This window comes from Achromobacter mucicolens, from assembly GCF_029866465.1.
GTDB lineage: Bacteria > Pseudomonadota > Gammaproteobacteria > Burkholderiales > Burkholderiaceae_B > Achromobacter > Achromobacter mucicolens.
This window is the reverse complement of sequence record NZ_CP123364.1, coordinates 1,109,074-1,126,891: the sequence shown is the minus strand read 5'-3', so window position 1 is coordinate 1,126,891 and position 17,818 is coordinate 1,109,074. Positions and strand designations below refer to the sequence as shown.

The 17,818-nt window shown below is 64.0% G+C and carries 15 protein-coding genes; 4 read left to right on the top strand and 11 right to left on the bottom strand.

The window, feature by feature from the left end:
* Positions 1-319: 319 nt before the first annotated feature.
* Together QEP15_RS05085 and QEP15_RS05080 are read left to right on the top strand one after the other, a co-directional pair.
* Positions 320-985 (top strand): SOS response-associated peptidase, encoded by a 666-nt coding sequence (locus tag QEP15_RS05085; protein WP_280148531.1) that lies wholly within the window; start codon positions 320-322, stop codon positions 983-985.
* Between the two features lie 189 nt (positions 986-1,174).
* Positions 1,175-1,717 (top strand): PIN domain-containing protein, encoded by a 543-nt coding sequence (locus QEP15_RS05080; RefSeq protein WP_056321457.1) that lies wholly within the window; start codon positions 1,175-1,177, stop codon positions 1,715-1,717.
* A gap of 61 nt (positions 1,718-1,778) precedes the next feature.
* Here QEP15_RS05080 and QEP15_RS05075 read toward each other — a convergent pair whose 3' ends face one another.
* The 6 genes from QEP15_RS05075 to rpsO form a co-directional block, all read right to left on the bottom strand.
* Positions 1,779-3,284, bottom strand: coding sequence for a tripartite tricarboxylate transporter permease (locus tag QEP15_RS05075; RefSeq protein WP_056321454.1), 1,506 nt, complete (start codon positions 3,282-3,284; stop codon positions 1,779-1,781).
* A gap of 10 nt (positions 3,285-3,294) precedes the next feature.
* Positions 3,295-3,717 (bottom strand): tripartite tricarboxylate transporter TctB family protein, encoded by a 423-nt coding sequence (locus QEP15_RS05070; protein WP_056321452.1) that lies wholly within the window; start codon positions 3,715-3,717, stop codon positions 3,295-3,297.
* A 556-nt stretch (positions 3,718-4,273) separates the two neighbouring features.
* Positions 4,274-5,491 (bottom strand): threonine ammonia-lyase, encoded by a 1,218-nt coding sequence (locus QEP15_RS05065; protein ID WP_152383608.1) that lies wholly within the window; start codon positions 5,489-5,491, stop codon positions 4,274-4,276.
* Between the two features lie 13 nt (positions 5,492-5,504).
* Positions 5,505-6,230 (bottom strand): hypothetical protein, encoded by a 726-nt coding sequence (locus QEP15_RS05060; RefSeq protein ID WP_056321446.1) that lies wholly within the window; start codon positions 6,228-6,230, stop codon positions 5,505-5,507.
* Between the two features lie 191 nt (positions 6,231-6,421).
* Positions 6,422-8,584 carry a polyribonucleotide nucleotidyltransferase gene (gene pnp / locus QEP15_RS05055; protein WP_280148530.1) on the bottom strand — a complete coding sequence of 721 codons (2,163 nt, stop codon included), beginning with the start codon at positions 8,582-8,584 and terminating at the stop codon, positions 6,422-6,424.
* 90 nt (positions 8,585-8,674) lie between these two features.
* Positions 8,675-8,944: a 30S ribosomal protein S15 gene (gene rpsO / locus QEP15_RS05050; RefSeq protein ID WP_006223612.1), complete on the bottom strand. Its 270-nt coding sequence runs from the start codon at positions 8,942-8,944 to the stop codon at positions 8,675-8,677.
* Positions 8,945-9,260: 316 nt separating this feature from the next.
* On the opposite strand from rpsO, the gene QEP15_RS05045 reads away from it, so the two are divergent.
* Positions 9,261-9,779, top strand: coding sequence for a hypothetical protein (locus QEP15_RS05045; protein WP_152383606.1), 519 nt, complete (start codon positions 9,261-9,263; stop codon positions 9,777-9,779).
* Between the two features lie 96 nt (positions 9,780-9,875).
* On the opposite strand, the gene pssA is transcribed toward QEP15_RS05045, so the two are convergent.
* The 4 genes from pssA to QEP15_RS05025 form a co-directional block, all read right to left on the bottom strand.
* Positions 9,876-10,649: a CDP-diacylglycerol--serine O-phosphatidyltransferase gene (gene pssA / locus QEP15_RS05040; protein WP_062840424.1), complete on the bottom strand. Its 774-nt coding sequence runs from the start codon at positions 10,647-10,649 to the stop codon at positions 9,876-9,878.
* A 199-nt stretch (positions 10,650-10,848) separates the two neighbouring features.
* A complete protein-coding gene (ilvC, locus tag QEP15_RS05035; RefSeq protein WP_062840423.1) occupies positions 10,849-11,865 on the bottom strand; it encodes a ketol-acid reductoisomerase in 1,017 nt (338 codons plus the stop codon).
* Positions 11,866-11,938: 73 nt separating this feature from the next.
* The gene (gene ilvN, locus QEP15_RS05030; protein ID WP_006223608.1) at positions 11,939-12,430 is read right to left on the bottom strand and encodes an acetolactate synthase small subunit; all 492 of its coding nucleotides are present in this window, start codon (positions 12,428-12,430) and stop codon (positions 11,939-11,941) included.
* Between the two features lie 12 nt (positions 12,431-12,442).
* A complete protein-coding gene (locus tag QEP15_RS05025; protein WP_056321431.1) occupies positions 12,443-14,158 on the bottom strand; it encodes an acetolactate synthase 3 catalytic subunit in 1,716 nt (571 codons plus the stop codon).
* A 471-nt stretch (positions 14,159-14,629) separates the two neighbouring features.
* On the opposite strand from QEP15_RS05025, the gene QEP15_RS05020 reads away from it, so the two are divergent.
* Positions 14,630-16,855, top strand: a complete 2,226-nt coding sequence (locus QEP15_RS05020; RefSeq protein ID WP_280148529.1) for an FUSC family protein — start codon at positions 14,630-14,632, stop codon at positions 16,853-16,855.
* A 185-nt stretch (positions 16,856-17,040) separates the two neighbouring features.
* Here the strand turns inward: QEP15_RS05020 and yaaA are convergent, their stop codons facing one another.
* Positions 17,041-17,814: a peroxide stress protein YaaA gene (yaaA, locus tag QEP15_RS05015; RefSeq protein ID WP_152383604.1), complete on the bottom strand. Its 774-nt coding sequence runs from the start codon at positions 17,812-17,814 to the stop codon at positions 17,041-17,043.
* Between the last annotated feature and the right edge of the window lie 4 nt (positions 17,815-17,818).

Below are 17,818 nucleotides of genomic sequence, written 5' to 3'. Positions count from 1 at the left end.
CCCTGGACCCCGTCCGCGCTAATGCCGAGCCAAGCCCCGGTGGCCAACCGGGGAAGGTGTAGAGAGCAGACGGCGGGCACCTAAGGCCGGCAAGGCTATGGTGAAGGCGTGCTCCAGACCACGAACAGCAAGCCTGTGCTGGCGGCGAAAGCCGAAGTGGTAAGAAAATCCCTCGGCCTCGCGGCCGTACCGGTTCGATTCCGGTCTCGGGCACCACCCCTCGCATCACCCCCGCACTGGACAAACCGCGCACCGGCGCGGCAAGCTTGGACTTCGAGACGCGCTCCCAGCGCGCCGCCCGTTACACCGGGAGCCGTCCATGTGTTCGCACTATCAGACGCTGAAAGACGCCGAACTGCTGCTGCAGAAGTTCGGCGTGCGCCGCAAACCTACCGCCATCGGCAAGTACGACATGTGGCCTCGTTACGAAGGGCTGTTCGTGCGCCGCCCACCCGAACACGACGCGGGCGACGATGCCGTCCCGGAACGCGAGGCGGTCACCGGCCGCTGGGGCTTGATCAGCGCCATGACCCGCACGGGCGGCCTGGACCGCGCCAGCAAGCTGTCCACCTTCAACGCCCGCGCCGAGACGGCCGCCGCGTCCTATACCTTCGGCAACGCCTGGCGCCGCGCGCAGCGCTGCATCATCCCCGCCGACGCGATCTTCGAACCCGACTGGACCTCCGGCAAGGCGGTGGCCACCCGCTTCACCCGCGCCGACGGCAAGCCGATGGGCATCGCAGGGCTGTGGGACCGGTATCGCGATGCGGCGGGGCAATGGCACGAGACCTACACCATGCTCACCATCAACGCCGACCTCGATCCCCTGTTCAGCCGCTACCACCAACCCGGCACGGAAAAGCGCATGGTCGTGATCCTGCCTGAAGGCGCATACGGCGACTGGCTGACCGCCGCAGCGGAGCGAAGTCGCGAAATGCTGGTCCCGTTTCCGGCGGAACAGCTGACGGCCACTCCGCTGGGTTGAACGCGCACCTTGCCCCGCCCGGCAGCGCGTCCAAAAAAACACTATCCTTCTGCCTCGCCTTCCATTTTTCCGCCCGCCCGGGCGTCCGCGGCGCGCAGCGTGTGCGCGTTTTCCGGACCCGCGGCCGTACCGATCTTGAGCCTGCCCCCTCCTTCTCCCCCGTTCATCGTCCTGGACGCCTGCGTCCTCATGTCTGGCATCCTGCGCCGGCTATTGCTGCGGCTGGCCGAGGCCGGTGTGTTTCAGCCCGTGTGGACCGAGCGCATTGGCGAGGAATGGCGCCGCAACGCCTGCCGGATCTGGGATATTCCGCCCGAGGTGATGGCCGATTTCTGGGCGGACATGAACGCGCGGTTTCCGGCGGCCCTGGAATCCGACACGCAGGTCTATGAGGCGTCGTTGCGCTATAGCGACCCCAAGGATTTCCATGTGATCGCGGCCGGACTGGCGCGGCGCGCGCGCTGCGGGCTGCCGCAGACGCCGACAGTCCAGGTGCTGACGTGGAATCTGAAGGACTTCAACCGTTCCGAGCTGCGCCGCCAGGGCCTGGACGTCTACAACCCGGACCGGATGCTGGTGCAGTGGTGGCATGCGGGGTCCGAAAACATGCAGGATGCGATCGCGCAGATTCCGGCCGACTATGTCGCGCTGGGCCGCGACCCGGAGCCGTTGACGGCAACCCTGCATCGGGAACGCCTGTACGGCCTGAAGAACCTGGTGGCCAGGCAATAAAAAAAAGGGTCTGGCCGGCTTGTGCCGAACCAGACCCGGAGCCAACCGGATCCAAAAAAAGTCAGTCGACCTCGACGAAGGCTTCTTCGCGCTTCTTGCGCAGCGCGGGCAATGCCACCAGCACCAGCAGGATCGCGGCAAGCGCGAGCAGCGTGGCCGACAGCGGGCGCGTGACAAAGGTGGAGAACTCGCCACGCGACAGGAGCAGTGCCCGGCGGAAGTTTTCTTCCATCATGGGCCCCAGCACCAGGCCAAGCAGCAGCGGCGCGCCTTCACACCCCAGCTTGCTCCACACGTAGCCGATGATGCCGAAGATGGCGAACATGAAGATGTCGAAGGCGTTGTAATTCAGTGAATACACCCCGATCGTGCAGAAGACCAGGATCGCGGGAAACAGCATGCGATACGGCACGCGCAGCAGCTTGACCCAAATGCCGATCAGCGGCAGGTTCAGCACCACGAGCATCAGGTTGCCGATCCACATCGAGGCGATCAGCCCCCAGAACAGCTCGGGGTGGCTGGACATGACCTGCGGACCGGGCTGGATGTTGTGGATGGTCATCGCGCCGACCATCAGCGCCATCACCGCGTTGCCCGGGATGCCCAGGGTCAGCAGCGGGATGAACGAGGTCTGCGCGCCGGCGTTATTGGCCGATTCGGGACCGGCTAGACCAGCCGGGTGGCCCTTGCCGAAGCGCTCCGGCTCTTTCGAGAGCTTCTTTTCCAGCGTGTAGGACGCGAACGCCGACAGCACCGAACCGCCGCCCGGCAAGATGCCCAGGGCCGAGCCCAGCGCCGTGCCGCGCACGATGGCGGGCGCGGCCTCGCGGAATTCCTGGCGGTTGGGATACAGCGAACCCACCTTGTCGGTGATCTCGACCCGGTTTTCCTTCAGTTCCAGGTTGCTCATGATTTCCGACAGGCCGAACACGCCCATGGCCACGATGGCAAAGTCGATGCCGTCCTGCAGTTCAGGAATGCTGAAGTCGTAGCGCGCAACGCCCGAGTTCACGTCGGTGCCGACCATGCCCAGCAGCAACCCGAGCAGGATCATGCAGATGGCCTTGGGCAGCGAGCCCGACGCCAGCACCACGGCGCCGATCAGGCCCAGTGCCATCAGCGAGAAGTACTCGGCCGGCCCGAACGCAAAGGCCACTTCGGCCAGCGGCGGCGCAAAGGCCGCAATCAGCACGGTGGCGACGCTGCCCGCAAAGAACGAGCCGATGGCTGCCAGCGATAGCGCGGCCCCAGCCCGCCCGTTTCGGGCCATCTGGTGCCCGTCCAGCACGGTCACCACCGCCGAGGTCTCGCCCGGCAAGTTCACCAGAATGGCCGTGGTCGAGCCGCCATACTGCGTGCCGTAGTAGATGCCGGCCAGCATGATGAGGCCCGCGGTGGGCGGCAGCACGTAGGTGATGGGCAGCAGCATGGCGATGGTCGGCACCGGTCCGAGTCCCGGCAGCACCCCCACCAGCGTGCCCAGCAGGCAGCCGATGAATGCGTAGGTCAGGTTTTCGGGGGTGAATGCCACCGAAAAGCCCAGCATCAGGTTTTGAAGCAGTTCCATGTCCGGTACCTCAGTTGGTCAGCACGCTGGGCCACAGCGGAAAGATGAGACCCAGCCCGCGAATGAACGCGAGGTAGGAGAACGCCACGAGGAACAGGCCGTTGGCGACGGCGACCTTCCAGTTGAATTCGTGGCTGGCAACGCTGCTGATCAGGACGAGCAGGAATACCGAGAGATACAGCCCGAGATAGCGCAGGGAAAAGCCGTACAGGAACACGGACCCGACGACGAGAAAGAGGATGCGAAAGTCATAGCGGCCGATGGTCGTGGTTTCGGCGCGGGGGGACAAGGCGCTCATCAGCACCGTCGCGCCCATCAGCGCCAGCACGATGCCGAGCCAGAACGGAAAGTAGCCGGGGCCCATGCGCGCCGCGGTTCCCATGGAATACGTGGTCGCCTGCAAGGCGAAGCCTCCTCCCACCACGATGAACATCACGCCAGACCAGAAATCCTGTCTGTTTCTTATCAATCTGCTTTCTCCCTAATTCGTCGCAGCCAGCAAAAGACAGCCTCAACTGCGAACGTTTCTCTTTCGACGAAGCCGCTTCAATGGGCGGCAACGACATGAACGCGGGATGGTAAATCGTGGAACGACATAATCCATATCGGTATCAACCATGACTTCCCGGGGGATATCCCTAGAACACGGAATGGACGCCGGGCGGTCGAGGGCCGGTATGAATATGGTGATGCAATCCAGGAACATCGCCCGAAAAGACCGTTTTTCGGGGAAGTTAGCCGGACGCCAAAAAGTTCCATGAAAAATTCAACGCCCGAAGTCCTGAAATATGCAGATGCATTTTTTCGGGGTCAGAGGTGCGCGTGGGACCAAGTCAGTCGTACCGACGCCGCAAACGATTCGGCCCTTGAACCGCTCAATGCGTGGGCCTCGCCCATGAAAAAATCGCTCCCGCCAAAGCTCGGCGGGAGCGACAGTTTTATGACAGGAACTTGAAAGCAACGGCGGCGTGTCGACGCCGCACGGTGGATCAGTGGTCGTGGTTGCTGGCGGCGAATCCCGCCGCGTTCAGGACGTCGATCACTTCCTGGATATGCTCGGGGCCCCGTGTCTGGAGGACAAAATCCACCTCGACATTGCGCACCGGCAGCGACGTGAACGCGCGCTGGTGATGCACTTCCGTGATGTTGGCTTGCGCGTCCGCAATGAGCTTGGTGGCGTGGGCCAGCGCGCCCGGCAGGTCGCGCAGGTCGACGCGGATGCGCGCCAGGCGTCCGGCGCGGACCATGCCGCGCTCGATCAATTCGCCCAGCATCAGCGGATCGATATTGCCGCCGGTAAGCACCAGCCCGATGCGTTTGCCCTTGTAGCGGTCGCTGCCCTCTTCCTGCGCGCGCAGCAAGGCGGCCAGGCCAGCGGCGCCGGCGCCTTCGACGACGGTCTTTTCAATTTCCAGCAGCACGACGATGGCATGCTCGATGTCCGCCTCGCTGACCAGCTCGATCCGGTCGACCAGCCGGCGCACGACGGGCAGCGTCAGATCGCCGGGTGATTTGACGGCGATGCCTTCGGCAATGGTGTACTGTCCCGGCGGCATGGTGGCGCCCTGGACGGCGGCGTACATGGCCGGAAAGCGCTCGGTCTGCACGCCCACGATCTCGATGGCGGGGTTCACGGCCTTGGCGGCCGTGGAAATCCCGGAGATCAGCCCGCCGCCGCCGATGGCGATGACCAGGGTATCGAGCTGGGGCTGGTCTTCCAGCATTTCCAGCGCGACGGTGCCCTGCCCGGCCATGACGGCTTCGTCGTCATAGGGGTGGATCATGATGAGGCCACGCTGCTGGGCCAGTTCGTAGCCGCGCGCCTTGGCGTCATCGAAGGTGTCGCCCGCCAGGACGACTTCGGCACCGAAGCGGCGGGTATTGGCGACCTTCACCGTCGGCGTGAACCGCGGCATCACGATCACCGCCGGCACCCCCATGCGCTGCGCATGGTAGGCCACGCCCTGGGCGTGATTGCCCGCCGAGACCGCGATCACGCCCTTGGCGCGCTCGGCATCCGACAGCGTGAGCATGCGGTTCAGCGCGCCGCGCTCCTTGAAGGACGCGGTGAACTGCAGGTTCTCGAACTTCAGCCAGATCTCTGCGCCGAAGATGTCGGACAGCGTGCGGGACAGGGTGAACGGGGTCTTGAGCACCTGCCCGCGCAGGTTCTCGCGGGCGGCCTGGATGGATGCGATATCGATCACGATGGAAATCCTGTTAACGCACAGGCAGGAAGTTGAAGAGCAACAGGCCCTGGGCGTAGTTGATGCCGATGCGCCGGGAGTTTTCGCCGAGCAGGTTGGCGATCAGGTCCAGCCGGCCGATGATGGCGCCGAACTCGCGCTCGAAGCTGAGATTCGTGGCGTTCGGGGAAATCTCATTGGCCAGCAGCAGCAGTTCGCCCTGGTTGTTGCGGCGCGTGGCCAGCAGCCAGGCCGCGGCCTCGACGTTCCGAGCGGCATTGTAGACCCGCTGGCCATCCAGGGCGTCGGTGGCGTACAGGCGTGTCTTGCCGTTGTGCGCGGCGATGATGGTGTCGGCCAGGCCGTAGATGAAGGCGCCGACCCGGTCGCCCGGATAGTTGGGATCCAGCGCAACCGCCAGGATCTGGATGTCGCGCAGACCGGCCAGGTCGCCAGGAGGCACGCGCACTTCGATGGAATGCTTGACGCGGTTGACCGCCGTGGCCAGGTCCGGCACGCCGGTTTTGCGCCATTCCCGGGGATTGCGGCGGTACAGCTTGTCGAGCAGCGAGTACAGGCTGGTCAGGTTGTCTCGCACCTCCAGCGTGACGGTGCGGTTGAAGTCCGTCTGCGCGAACTGGTCCGCCGTCATGTCCTCGCCCTTGGGGCCGCGCTGACCCGGCCCGGGGGGAGTCATGCAGCCCGTCAACAGCGCAGCCAGCAGCGCCGTGGTGACTGCGGTTATCGGCCACGCCGTCATGCCTTGCTCATCCGTCTGCCCCCTTAGATCAAGCGTGAAGCGCGCCGCATCGGGGCGGCGCGTCTCTCGCGCAAGACTTTACAGGAAGGCGGGCGAACTGGGGAGCCGCGGGCCTTCCCGCATGGCTGCCAGGGCGCAGGCAAAAAAAACGACGCCTTGCGGCGCCGTCTTTCAATCAGGAGGCTGCAGGCTTATTCAGCTTGCGGTTCCGATTGGGGAGCGGCTTCGGGTGCGGAAGCGGCTTGCTGCTGCTCGATGCCGCCGATCGCCTTGATGGACAGGCGCAGGCGGCCCTTGTCGTCGGCCTCGATGACCTTGACGCGGACTTGCTGGCCGACCTTCAGCACATCGTTGATGTTCGCGATGCGGTAGTTGGCGATTTCGGAGATGTGCAGCAGGCCGTCGCGGCCCGGCAGCACTTGCACGATGGCGCCGAAGTCCAGCAGACGCAGGACCGAGCCTTCGTAGATCTGGCCCACTTCGACGTCGGCGGTCAGCTCGACGATGCGGCGCTGGGCTTCCTTGGCCTGCGCTTCGTCGACGCTGGCGATCACGATCGTGCCGTCGTCGGAGATGTCGATCTGCGTGCCGGTTTCTTCGGTCAGCGCGCGGATGGTGGCGCCGCCCTTGCCGATCACGTCGCGGATCTTCTCGGGGTTGATCTTGATGGTCAGCATGCGCGGCGCGAAAGCCGACAGCTCGCCGCGCGAACCGTCCAGGGCTTCCTTCATCTTGCCGAGGATGTGCAGACGGCCTTCACGGGCCTGGTCCAGCGCAACCTGCATGATTTCCTTGGTGATGCCCTGGATCTTGATGTCCATCTGCAGTGCGGTAACGCCGTTTTCGGTGCCCGCAACCTTGAAATCCATGTCGCCCAGGTGATCTTCGTCGCCCAGGATGTCCGTCAGCACGGCGAACTTGCCGCCGTCCAGGATCAGGCCCATGGCCACGCCGGCCACGTGATCCTTGATGGGCACACCGGCGTCCATCATGGCGAGCGAGCCGCCGCAGACCGAAGCCATCGACGAAGAGCCGTTGGATTCGGTGATTTCCGACACGAGGCGGATCGTGTACTGGAAGTCTTCGGGGGCCGGCAGAAGCGGCACCAGCGAGCGCTTGGCCAGACGGCCGTGGCCGATTTCGCGGCGCTTGGGCACACCGATGCGGCCGGTTTCGCCGGTGGCGAACGGAGGCATGTTGTAGTGCATCATGAAGCGGTCACGGTACTCGCCCATGAGCGCGTCGATGATCTGTTCGTCTTGCTTGGTGCCCAGCGTGGCCACGACCAGCGCCTGGGTTTCGCCACGGGTGAACAGCGCGCTGCCGTGCGCGCGGGGCAGCACGCCCAGACGCACGCTGATCGGACGCACGGTGCGGGTGTCGCGGCCGTCGATACGCGGTTCGCCGTTCAGGATCTGGCCACGGACGATGGCCGATTCCAGCGAGAACATGATGTTGTCGACCGTGACGGCGTCGGGAGCCGATTCGCCCTTTTCGGCGGCGGCGGCGGCCAGCTTGGCCGACACTTCGGCCGACACTTCACGCAGCTTGGCCGAGCGGGCCTGCTTTTCGCGGATCTGGTAGGCGGCGTTCAGGCCTTCCTGGGCGGCGGCGGTGACCGCGGCGATCAGGGCCTCGTCCTTGGCGGGAGCCTGCCAATCCCAATCGGGCTTGCCGGCGTCCTTCACGAGGTCGTGAATGGCGTTGATGACGGTCTGCATTTGCTGGTGGCCATAGACCACGCCGCCCAACATGACTTCTTCGGACAGCTGGTCAGCTTCCGATTCGACCATCAGCACGGCGTTTTCCGTACCGGCGACAACCAGGTTCAGCTTGGAGGACTTCAGTTCCGATGCGGTCGGGTTGATGGTGTATTGACCATCGATGTAACCCACGCGCGCGGCGCCGATCGGGCCATTGAACGGGATGCCCGAGATGGCCAGCGCGGCCGAGGCGCCGATCATGGCGGCGATGTCGGGATCGATTTCAGGATTGACCGACAGCGTGTGCAGGACCACCTGGACTTCGTTGTAGAAGTCTTCGGGGAACAGCGGACGCAGCGGACGGTCGATCAGGCGCGACGTCAGCGTTTCCTTTTCGGAGGGCTTGCCCTCGCGCTTGAAGAACCCGCCCGGGATGCGGCCGGCGGCGTAGGTCTTTTCGATGTAGTCGACGGTCAGCGGGAAGAACGTCTGACCCGGCTTGGCCTTCTTGGCAGCCACGACGGTGGCCAGGACGACGGTGTCCTCGATCGACACCACAACGGCGCCGGAGGCCTGGCGAGCGATCTCGCCAGTTTCCAGGACGACCGTATGCTGGCCGTACTGGAACGATTTAGTCACTTTGTTGAACATGACGATTATTCCTTACAAATGAAAAACCGTGGCCGCTGCGACATGCGTCGCACCGACCACGGTTGCGTCATGGGGAGCCAGCCCCGTCGATCACTTGCGCAGACCGAGTTTTTCGATCAGTGCGCGGTACGAATCGGGATTGCGGCCCTTGAGATAGTCGAGCAGCTTGCGGCGACGGCTGACCATACGCAGCAGACCGCGGCGCGAGTGATGATCCTTCATGTGTTCTTTGAAGTGACCGGTCAGCTCGTTGATACGGGCGGTGAGCAGAGCCACCTGAACTTCGGGGGAGCCGGTATCGCCCTGAGCGCGTTGGAATTGCGCAACGATATCGGATTTCTTGATGTCAGCTACAGACATTGATGACCTCTTCGGACATGCGACAGGGCCGAGGCGCCCTGACGTGGTTTGGAAAAAATTTGCGCGAGCCAGGCTTGAATTCGCTTTCTCACTGCTGCCATTGGCGGGATCGGGCAGGACCTGCAAATAAGGCGTGACGCCGTGTTGCGGGCACTGCGACAAGCCACCAGCGGCTGGCGCAAAGGATCTTGCAGAATCAATACATTTGATAAAGCTCGGCGATTATAGCTGATTCGCTAGAATTACCCCAGCAAGGAGACTGGACCCGGCCAATGGCCGGTCGAGGCGGCAACGCCCACCCCACAGGAGCAAGGACATGATCAGCCCAAACCGAATGGTCCGCTTGGCCGCCGCATCGATCGCACTGGCCGGTCTGGCCGCCTGCGCCAACATGACCGAGGTGCCGCCCGGCACCCCGCTGTCGCAAGTCCAGGCGCAATTTGGCGCGCCCAACTTCGAATGTCCCCAGGCCAACGGAGGCCGGCGCGTCATCTGGACGCAGCAGCCGATGGGCCAGTATGCGTGGGGCGCCAACGTCGGTCCCGATGAACGGGTCGACCGGGTGATGCCGCTTCTGACCGACGCGCATTTCAAGGTGCTGGAGACGGGAGATTGGGGGCCGGATCGCGTGCGCTGCGAATTCGGACCGCCCGCGCGCATCGACCAGGCCGGGCTGGGCGAAAAGCGCGAAGTCGTCTGGTCGTACCGCTACAAGGAAAACGGCGTGTGGAACTCGCTGATGTACGTCTACATGAGCCGCGACGGCAGCAAGGTAACGCACTTTCATCCCGGGCCGGACCCCATGTACGACGACGACCGGTTCAACTGGTGGTAGATGGCCCGCCCGGGCTGTCTGCGCCCCGGACCTGAAGGCCCGCCAGAATGAAAAAACCCGCCGGTTTTGCATCGGCGGGTTTGTTTTTGGGCGTCCTCAGGAGGAATGGCCCCGGCGCTCCTGCTGCAGGCGGCGCACCTTGTTCCAGCGCCAGACCCACGTGACCCAGCCCGACAGGCCGTACAGCACGAACAGGCCGAACAGCACCACCGGAGGATCGCTGGACACGAACACGAACACCGCGACGACGAGCAGGATGCCCCAGAACGGCACGCTGCGGCCCAGGGCGAAGCTCTTGCCGCTGAAGAACGGCGCGTTCGACACCATGGTGATGCCGGCGTACATGGTTAGCGTGAACGCCACCCAGGCCATCAGGCTGTCATGGATGGGCAGCTTGTTGTCCACGGCCAGCCACACAAAACCGGCCACCAGCGCGGCCGCGGCCGGGCTGGGCAGGCCCTGGAAGTAGCGTTTGTCGACCACGGCGATGTTGGTGTTGAAGCGCGCCAGACGCAGCGCCGCGCCCGACACATACACGAAGGCCGCCAGCCAGCCCCAGCGGCCAAGGTCGTTCAGGATCCATTCGTACATGACCAGCGCCGGCGCCACGCCGAACGACGTCATGTCGGACAGCGAGTCGTATTGCTCGCCGAATGCGGACTGGGTGTTGGTCAGGCGGGCCACCCGGCCGTCCATGCCGTCCAGCACCATGGCGACAAAAATGGCGATGGCGGCGACTTCGAAGCGGTCGTTCATGGCCTGCACAACGGCATAGAACCCGGCAAACAAAGCGGCGGTGGTGAACGCGTTGGGGAGCAGGTAAATGCTCCGGTGGCGGTTCTCGGAATCGCGCATGGAAAAATTGGGCATGGTCTCAATAACTTACGACGGACTTTGAAAGGTTAACCTATCTGGCCCTGCTTGCGGGCTACAGCAAGGATCGTGCCCGGCCCAATTGGCGCCAGGGGCCGTAAATAAGCAGGAAAAGGCCAAAAAAAGCGGCATGCCCTTGCGAGGCATGCCGCTTCGATCCTGACCGGCGGGGCCCAAAGCCCCGCCTGCCCGGGGATCAGTTCTTGGACTTGTCCACCAGCTTGTTGGCGGCGATCCAGGGCATCATGGCGCGCAGCTTGCCGCCCACTTGCTCGATCTGCGATTCCGCGTTGATGCGGCGGCGCGAGGTCAGCGTCGGGGCGCCGGCGGCGTTTTCCAGGATGAACTTCTTGGCGTATTCGCCGGTCTGGATGTCCGTCAGGCACTGGCGCATGGCCTTGCGGGTTTCGTCCGTGACGATCTTCGGACCCGTTTCGTATTCGCCGAATTCGGCGTTGTTCGAAATCGAGTAGTTCATGTTGGCGATGCCGCCTTCGTAGATCAGGTCGACGATCAGCTTGAGCTCGTGCAGGCACTCGAAGTAGGCCATTTCGGGCGCGTAGCCGGCTTCCACCAGCGTGTCGAAACCGGCCTTGATCAGTTCGACGGTACCGCCGCACAGCACGGCCTGTTCGCCGAACAGGTCGGTTTCGGTTTCTTCGCGGAAATTGGTTTCGATGATGCCGGCACGGCCGCCGCCGTTGGCGCTGGCGTACGACAGGGCCACGTCACGCGCGGCGCCCGACTTGTCCTGGTACACGGCCACCAGGTGGGGCACGCCGCCACCTTGCTTGTACGTGTTGCGCACCGTGTGGCCGGGGGCCTTCGGGGCGATCATGATGACGTCGATGTCTTCGCGCGGCACGACCTGGCCGTAGTGCACGTTGAAACCGTGGGCAAACGCCAGGGCGGCGCCCGCCTTGATGTTGGCGTGGACTTCGTTGTTGTAGACCGAAGCGATATTCTCGTCGGGCAGCAACATCATGACGATGTCGGCCGACTTGACGGCGTCGGCGACTTCCTTGACTTCCAGGCCGGCGTTGGCGGCCTTGTTCCACGAGGCGCCGCCCTTGCGCAGGCCGACGATGACCTTCACGCCCGACTCATGCAGGTTCAGCGCGTGCGCGTGGCCTTGCGAGCCGTAACCGATGATGGCGACGGTCTTGCCTTTGATGAGGGACAGATCGCAGTCTTTGTCGTAGAAAACTTTCATGTTGTGCTCCAGATTCCAGTATTTGGATATTCGTTTGATTCAGATGTAGGGTGAGGCAGGCCTGGAAGGCCGGTCAAATCTTCAAAATCCGTTCACCGCGTCCGATGCCGGACACGCCGGTGCGCACGGTTTCAAGGATGGCACTGCGGTCCAGGGCCTCGAGGAAGGCCTGTACTTTTTCCTGCACCCCGGTCAGTTCGATGGTGTAGGACTTGTCGGTGACGTCGATGATGCGGCCGCGGAAGATGTCCGCCATGCGCTTCATTTCCTCGCGTTCCTTGCCGACGGCGCGCACCTTCACGAGCATCAGCTCGCGCTCGATGTGGGCGCCTTCGGTCAGGTCCACCACCTTCACGACATCGACCAGGCGGTTCAAATGCTTGGTGATCTGTTCGATGACCTCGTCCGAGCCGGTCGTGACGATGGTCATGCGCGACAGCGTGGAATCCTCGGTGGGCGCCACGGTCAGGGTTTCGATGTTGTAGCCCCGCGCGGAAAACAGGCCGACCACGCGCGACAGCGCGCCGGGTTCGTTTTCGAGGAGGACGGAAATCACGTGTTTCATTGCGGGGCCTCCTTACAGGTCTTCAGAGCCGAGCAGCATTTCGGTCAGCCCGCGGCCGGCCTTGACCATCGGCCACACGTTTTCGGTGCGGTCGGTGATGAAGTCCAGGAAGACCAGGCGCTCCTTGTGCTTGCCAAACGCCTCGCGCAGCGCCGGTTCGACGTCGGCCGGGCGCTCGATGCGCAGGCCCACGTGGCCATAGGCCTCGGCAACCTTGACGAAATCGGGCAGCGAATCCATGTACGACTCGGAATAGCGCGAGCCGTAGTCGATCTGCTGCCACTGGCGCACCATGCCCAGGAAACGGTTGTTCAGGCAGACGATCTTGGGCGTCAGGCGGTACTGGTGGCAGGTCGACAATTCCTGGATGTTCATCTGGATCGAGGCTTCGCCGGTGATGACGGCGACGTCCTTGCCCGGATTGGCCATCTGCACGCCCATGGCGTACGGCAGGCCCACCCCCATGGTGCCCAGGCCGCCAGAGTTGATCCAGCGGCGCGGCTTGTCGAACTTGTAGTACTGCGCTGCCCACATCTGGTGCTGGCCGACGTCCGAGGTGACGAAAGCGTCGCCGCCCGTCACTTCCCAGAGCTTTTCCACCACGTACTGCGGCTTGATGACTTCGGTCGAGTTGGCGAACTTCAGGCATTCCTTGCCGCGCCACGTCTCGACCTGGTCCCACCATTTGGCGAGCGAGGCCGGCTTGTGCTCGGCGGCGGCGATCTCGAACTGCGCGCTGAGGTCGGCCAGGACGTCCTTGACGTTGCCCACGATCGGGACATCCACGCGCACGCGCTTGGAGATCGACGAGGGATCGATGTCGATATGGATGATCTTGCGGGCGTTCTGCGCGAAGTGCTTGGGGTTGCCGATCACGCGGTCATCGAAACGGGCGCCGATGGCAAGCAGCACGTCGCAGTGCTGCATGGCCATGTTGGCCTCGTACGTGCCGTGCATGCCGGGCATGCCCACGAACTGGCCGCTGCTGGCCGGGAAGCCGCCCAGACCCATGAGGGTGCTGGTGCAGGGCGCGCCCAGCTGCGTCACGAGCTTGTTGAGCTCGGGCGCGGCGTTCGACAGGATGACGCCGCCGCCCGTGTAGATCATGGGGCGTTCGGCGGCCAGCAGCATCTGCACGGCCTTCTTGATCTGTCCTTGATGGCCCTTGTTGACGGGCGCGTAGGAACGCATCGAGATCTCGCCCTTGGGCGGCACGTACTTGCACTGCGCGACGGTGATGTCCTTGGGGATATCCACCAGCACCGGGCCCGGACGCCCCGTGCGCGCAATGTAGAACGCGCGGCGCATGGTTTCGGCCAGGTCCTTGACGTCACGCACCAGGAAGTTGTGCTTGACGCAGGGACGCGTGATGCCGACGGTGTCGCACTCCTGGAAGGCGTCTTCGCCAATGGCCGCAGTGGGCACCTGCCCGCTGATGATGACCATCGGGATGGAGTCCATATAGGCGGTGGCAATGCCGGTAACGGCATTGGTCACGCCCGGACCGCTGGTCACGATGCAGACGCCGACCTTTTGCGACGAGCGCGAATAGGCATCGGCCGCGTGCACGGCAGCTTGCTCGTGACGAACCAGGATATGCTGGAATTTGTCTTGCTTGAAGATTGCGTCGTAGATATAGAGCACCGCGCCGCCAGGGTAGCCGAAAACGTGTTCCACGCCTTCATCGGCCAGGCAGCGCACGACGATGTCGGCGCCATTCATTTCCATGTTGTAGTTCCTTTCAGTACCGGCCCTGCAACCCTGACTGCTGCGCGCCCGGATACGGCGGCAACTGAACCCATACCGGTTACGACAACATGATCCGGCGCTTAGCGGCTCACGGAGCCACGCCACCCGGACACCTTGCCGACCCGGCACACGCTCGACAGAACGCAGTGCAAACGCCCCTTGGGGACGCTGGAGGTCGAAATGGAAGCCTTGGCAACACACGCTTGTGGCGCGGCCAACGGCAGGTGTGACTTGCTGCAGGACGGCTGGGATGTGACCCTGGCCGTTCGCATCAACGCTCCGGTTTCGGATAGGCAGACCGAAGCAAGTGTGGCAATTTACCGCGTTGCGTCAAAGGTGGCAAATCGGCTTTTGCCGACCGTTGCAAGGAGGGTTCGGTAACTATCCGGCCCCAAAACCCGCGATGGCCTCTCTATACTTGTTGCGTCGTCCAGAACCGAGCCGCCGCCCATGGATTTACGCATTGCCAGCATCCGCCGCTTTCTCTATAGCCACTACTTCTTCGGAGGGGTGCGCCAGGGGGTTGGCATGCTCTTGCCCGTGCTGGTGCTGGGCGGCATCTTCGGCAATTACACGACCGGCCTGGTGGCGACCTTCGGCGCCCAGTGCCTGGCCATCATCGACCAGCCGGGCGGTCCGCAGCGGCACCGCACCAACGAAATGCTGGGCGGCGCGGCGCTGGGCACGATCACGGTCATCATCACGGGGCTGGCGTCCACGAATCCGGTGCTGATCTGGCTGGTGGTCATCGCGCAGTGCTTCGTCTATTCCATGTTCACCGTGTTCGGCAAGCGCGGCGGCCTGATCGGCTTTGCGGGCCTCTTGCTGATGACGCTGACCATGCATTCGCCGCTGGCGCCGCACGAAGTCCTGTCCCATGCCGCCGCCACGCTGGGCGGCGCGCTGTTCTATGTGGTGTTCAGCTTGGGGTTTTCGCGGCTGTTCTGGCTGCGCGAAGAGCAGCAGGCCATGTCGGTGGCGCTGTTTGCCACCGCCGACTACGTGGCCGCGCGCGCCAACTTCTACGACGAAACGTCCGATCTGGACGAGGCCTACCGCAACCTGATCCAGCGCCAATCGGTCATGACCGAGAAGCACCAGGCCGCGCGCGACATGGTGTTGCGCGCCCTGCCCCGCGGCAAGGGACTGGGCGACCGCCAGCGCGTGATGATCTGGAACATGTTCGTGGACATGCTGCAGCTGCTGGACACGCTGGTTGCCACGCATACCGACTACGCCGCGCTGCGCCGCACGCTGGCCGGCAACGACTGCCTGATCTTCATGCGCGACGCGCTGTTGAAGATGTCGCTGGAGCTGAACCGCATCGCGCTGGACGTCTCGCGCGGGCGCGAGGTGCAGTACCGCAGCAGCGCCAAGGCCGAACTGCGCGCCATCGAATACGAGATCGAACAATTGAAGCAGCAAGGGCTGGGCGAGCGCGATCCGGAGATGCTGGCGCTCATCGTCCAGGTGCTGCGGCGCCTGCGCAATTCGGCGCGCATCGTGGACCGGCTGGCCGATCACACCGCGGCCTCGCCCGACGCCAAGCCGACCGATGTGCTGCGCATCAACAAGTCGCTGACGCGGTTCATTTCGCGCCAGGAGTTCCGGTTTGGCCTGTTGACCAGCAACCTGCGGCTGGATTCTCCGCATTTCCGCTACGCGCTGCGCGTGACGGCCGCCGCGGCCATCGCGATGACGCTGGCCAGCCGCTGGCTGTCGCCCGAGTTCTCGGCGCACAACTACTGGATCATGCTGACCATCGTCATCATCATGAAGCCGGGCTTCGCGCTGACGCGCCAGCGCAATGGCTGGCGCTTGATGGGCACCCTGATCGGCTGCATCGCCGCGCTGCTGCTCTTTAACGTGACCGACGAGCCCAGCATCCTGTTCGCCGTGCTGCTGGGCGCATGCATCATGGGCAACAGCCTGGTGCAGCTGAACTACATGGCCAGCGCAATCTTCAACACCTTGTTCGTGGTGCTGGTGTTTCACTTCGTGTCGCCAGGCACCGTGTCCATGTCGGTGATCGGCGAACGCGCCATCGACACGCTGCTGGGCTGCGCGCTGGCGCTGGTCTGCAGCTACATCCTGCCGTGGTGGGAGGCGCGTTACCTGAAGCCGCTGGCCTCGGCCGCGACCCGCGCCAACCGCGAGTATCTGCTGGCCGGCCTGCGCTACGTCGAAGCCATGCAGGCGCACGGCGCGCCGGTGGGCGAAGCCGCTGCCGAGACGCCGGCCGTCACCGACGCCGACCTGGCCTGGCGATTGGCGCGCAAGAACGTGCACATCGCCTTCAGCAATTTCGCCGAGGCGTTCTACCGGATGATGAGCGAACCCAAGTCGCATCAGGTGGACGTGCCGGAACTGAACAACCTGCTGATTCAGAACCACGTGCTGGCCTCGCAGATCACCGCCGCGATTCCCATTCTGGCGGCGCTGCCCGCCACGCCCGAGCCTATCAAGCAGGCCCTGGACGGCATGACCGTCCTGCTGGACGAAAGCAGCCCGCGCGTGCCGCTGGACCTGCCCACGCAGTTCGACACCGCCGGCGACCAGGCCGCGCTGGTCTATCCCGTGAAGCAGATGCTCAAGGCCACTCACATGATCCGCCAGGAACTGCTGGCGCTGGCCGACCCGCTGCATGCGCCGCCCGTGGCGGCCGCGGCTTCGTAAGCTGGCGTTCGCCGGTTCCGCGGGCAAAAAAATGCCGGCCTGGCGCAGATGCCAGGCCGGCATTTTTTTGTGAAAAGGCGAAGCCCGAGCAGCTCCAACCAGGTGTCTGACACCCCAACGAGACAGTCTTCAAGCGACCGCACCGCTTCCGGGGTGTCTGACACCCTCCCCGCTCGACAACTCCGTCAGTCCAGCTTGCGGCGGAACACCAGCTTGTCTGCCGACGACGCCGATGCGTCGTACGCGTAGCCTTCCAGATCAAAGCCCTGCAGCCCTTCCGGCTTGGCGACCTTGTGCTGGATCGCGTAACGCGCCATCAGCCCGCGTGCGCGTTTGGCATGGAAGCTGATGATCTTCCAGGCGCCGTTCTTCCAGTCCTGGAACACGCATTGCACCACCCGCGCCTTCAGCACCTTCTGGTCCACCGACTTGAAATACTCCTCGGAGGCCAGGTTGATGATGACCGGCGACTTCTGGCCGGCCTGGCGCTCGTTCAGGTAGTCCGCGATGGTGCTGCCCCAGTATTCATACAGGTTCTTGCCCTTGGGGGTCTCCAGCCGCGTGCCCATTTCCAGCCGGTAGGGCTGCATCAGGTCGAGCGGGCGCAGCACGCCGTACAGACCGCTCAGGATGGCGACGTGCTCCTGAGCCCAGTCGAGCTGCTTGGCCGACAGGGTGGCGGCGTCCAGGCCTTCGTAGACGTCGCCATTGAAGGCCAGCACGGCCTGGCGCGAGTTGGCCTGCGTGAAGCTGCGCTTCCAGTGCGCGTAGCGCTGGACGTTCAGCTCGGACAGGGCCGGGCTCAGGTTCATGAGTGCCGAGATGTCCTCGGCGGTCTTGGTCTTCAGAACCTTGATCAGGCCCGCGGCCTGATCCACGAACATCGGCTGGGTGTGCGTCTCGATGTGCAGCGGCGAGTCGTAGTCCAGCTTCTTGGCGGGGGAAAGCAACAACAGCATTCAG

Coding starts and splice junctions, on each gene's coding strand:
- yaaA (WP_152383604.1), bottom strand. CDS start 17,814: ATGCTGTTGTTGCTTTCCCCCGCCAAGAAGCTGGACTACGACTCGCCG.
- rpsO (WP_006223612.1), bottom strand. CDS start 8,944: ATGTCTGTAGCTGACATCAAGAAATCCGATATCGTTGCGCAATTCCAA.
- QEP15_RS05025 (WP_056321431.1), bottom strand. CDS start 14,158: ATGGAAATGAATGGCGCCGACATCGTCGTGCGCTGCCTGGCCGATGAA.
- pssA (WP_062840424.1), bottom strand. CDS start 10,649: ATGCCCAATTTTTCCATGCGCGATTCCGAGAACCGCCACCGGAGCATT.
- QEP15_RS05070 (WP_056321452.1), bottom strand. CDS start 3,717: ATGTTCATCGTGGTGGGAGGAGGCTTCGCCTTGCAGGCGACCACGTAT.
- ilvC (WP_062840423.1), bottom strand. CDS start 11,865: ATGAAAGTTTTCTACGACAAAGACTGCGATCTGTCCCTCATCAAAGGC.
- pnp (WP_280148530.1), bottom strand. CDS start 8,584: ATGTTCAACAAAGTGACTAAATCGTTCCAGTACGGCCAGCATACGGTC.
- QEP15_RS05075 (WP_056321454.1), bottom strand. CDS start 3,284: ATGGAACTGCTTCAAAACCTGATGCTGGGCTTTTCGGTGGCATTCACC.
- QEP15_RS05020 (WP_280148529.1), top strand. CDS start 14,630: ATGGATTTACGCATTGCCAGCATCCGCCGCTTTCTCTATAGCCACTAC.
- QEP15_RS05085 (WP_280148531.1), top strand. CDS start 320: ATGTGTTCGCACTATCAGACGCTGAAAGACGCCGAACTGCTGCTGCAG.
- QEP15_RS05045 (WP_152383606.1), top strand. CDS start 9,261: ATGATCAGCCCAAACCGAATGGTCCGCTTGGCCGCCGCATCGATCGCA.
- QEP15_RS05060 (WP_056321446.1), bottom strand. CDS start 6,230: ATGACGGCGTGGCCGATAACCGCAGTCACCACGGCGCTGCTGGCTGCG.
- ilvN (WP_006223608.1), bottom strand. CDS start 12,430: ATGAAACACGTGATTTCCGTCCTCCTCGAAAACGAACCCGGCGCGCTG.
- QEP15_RS05080 (WP_056321457.1), top strand. CDS start 1,175: ATGTCTGGCATCCTGCGCCGGCTATTGCTGCGGCTGGCCGAGGCCGGT.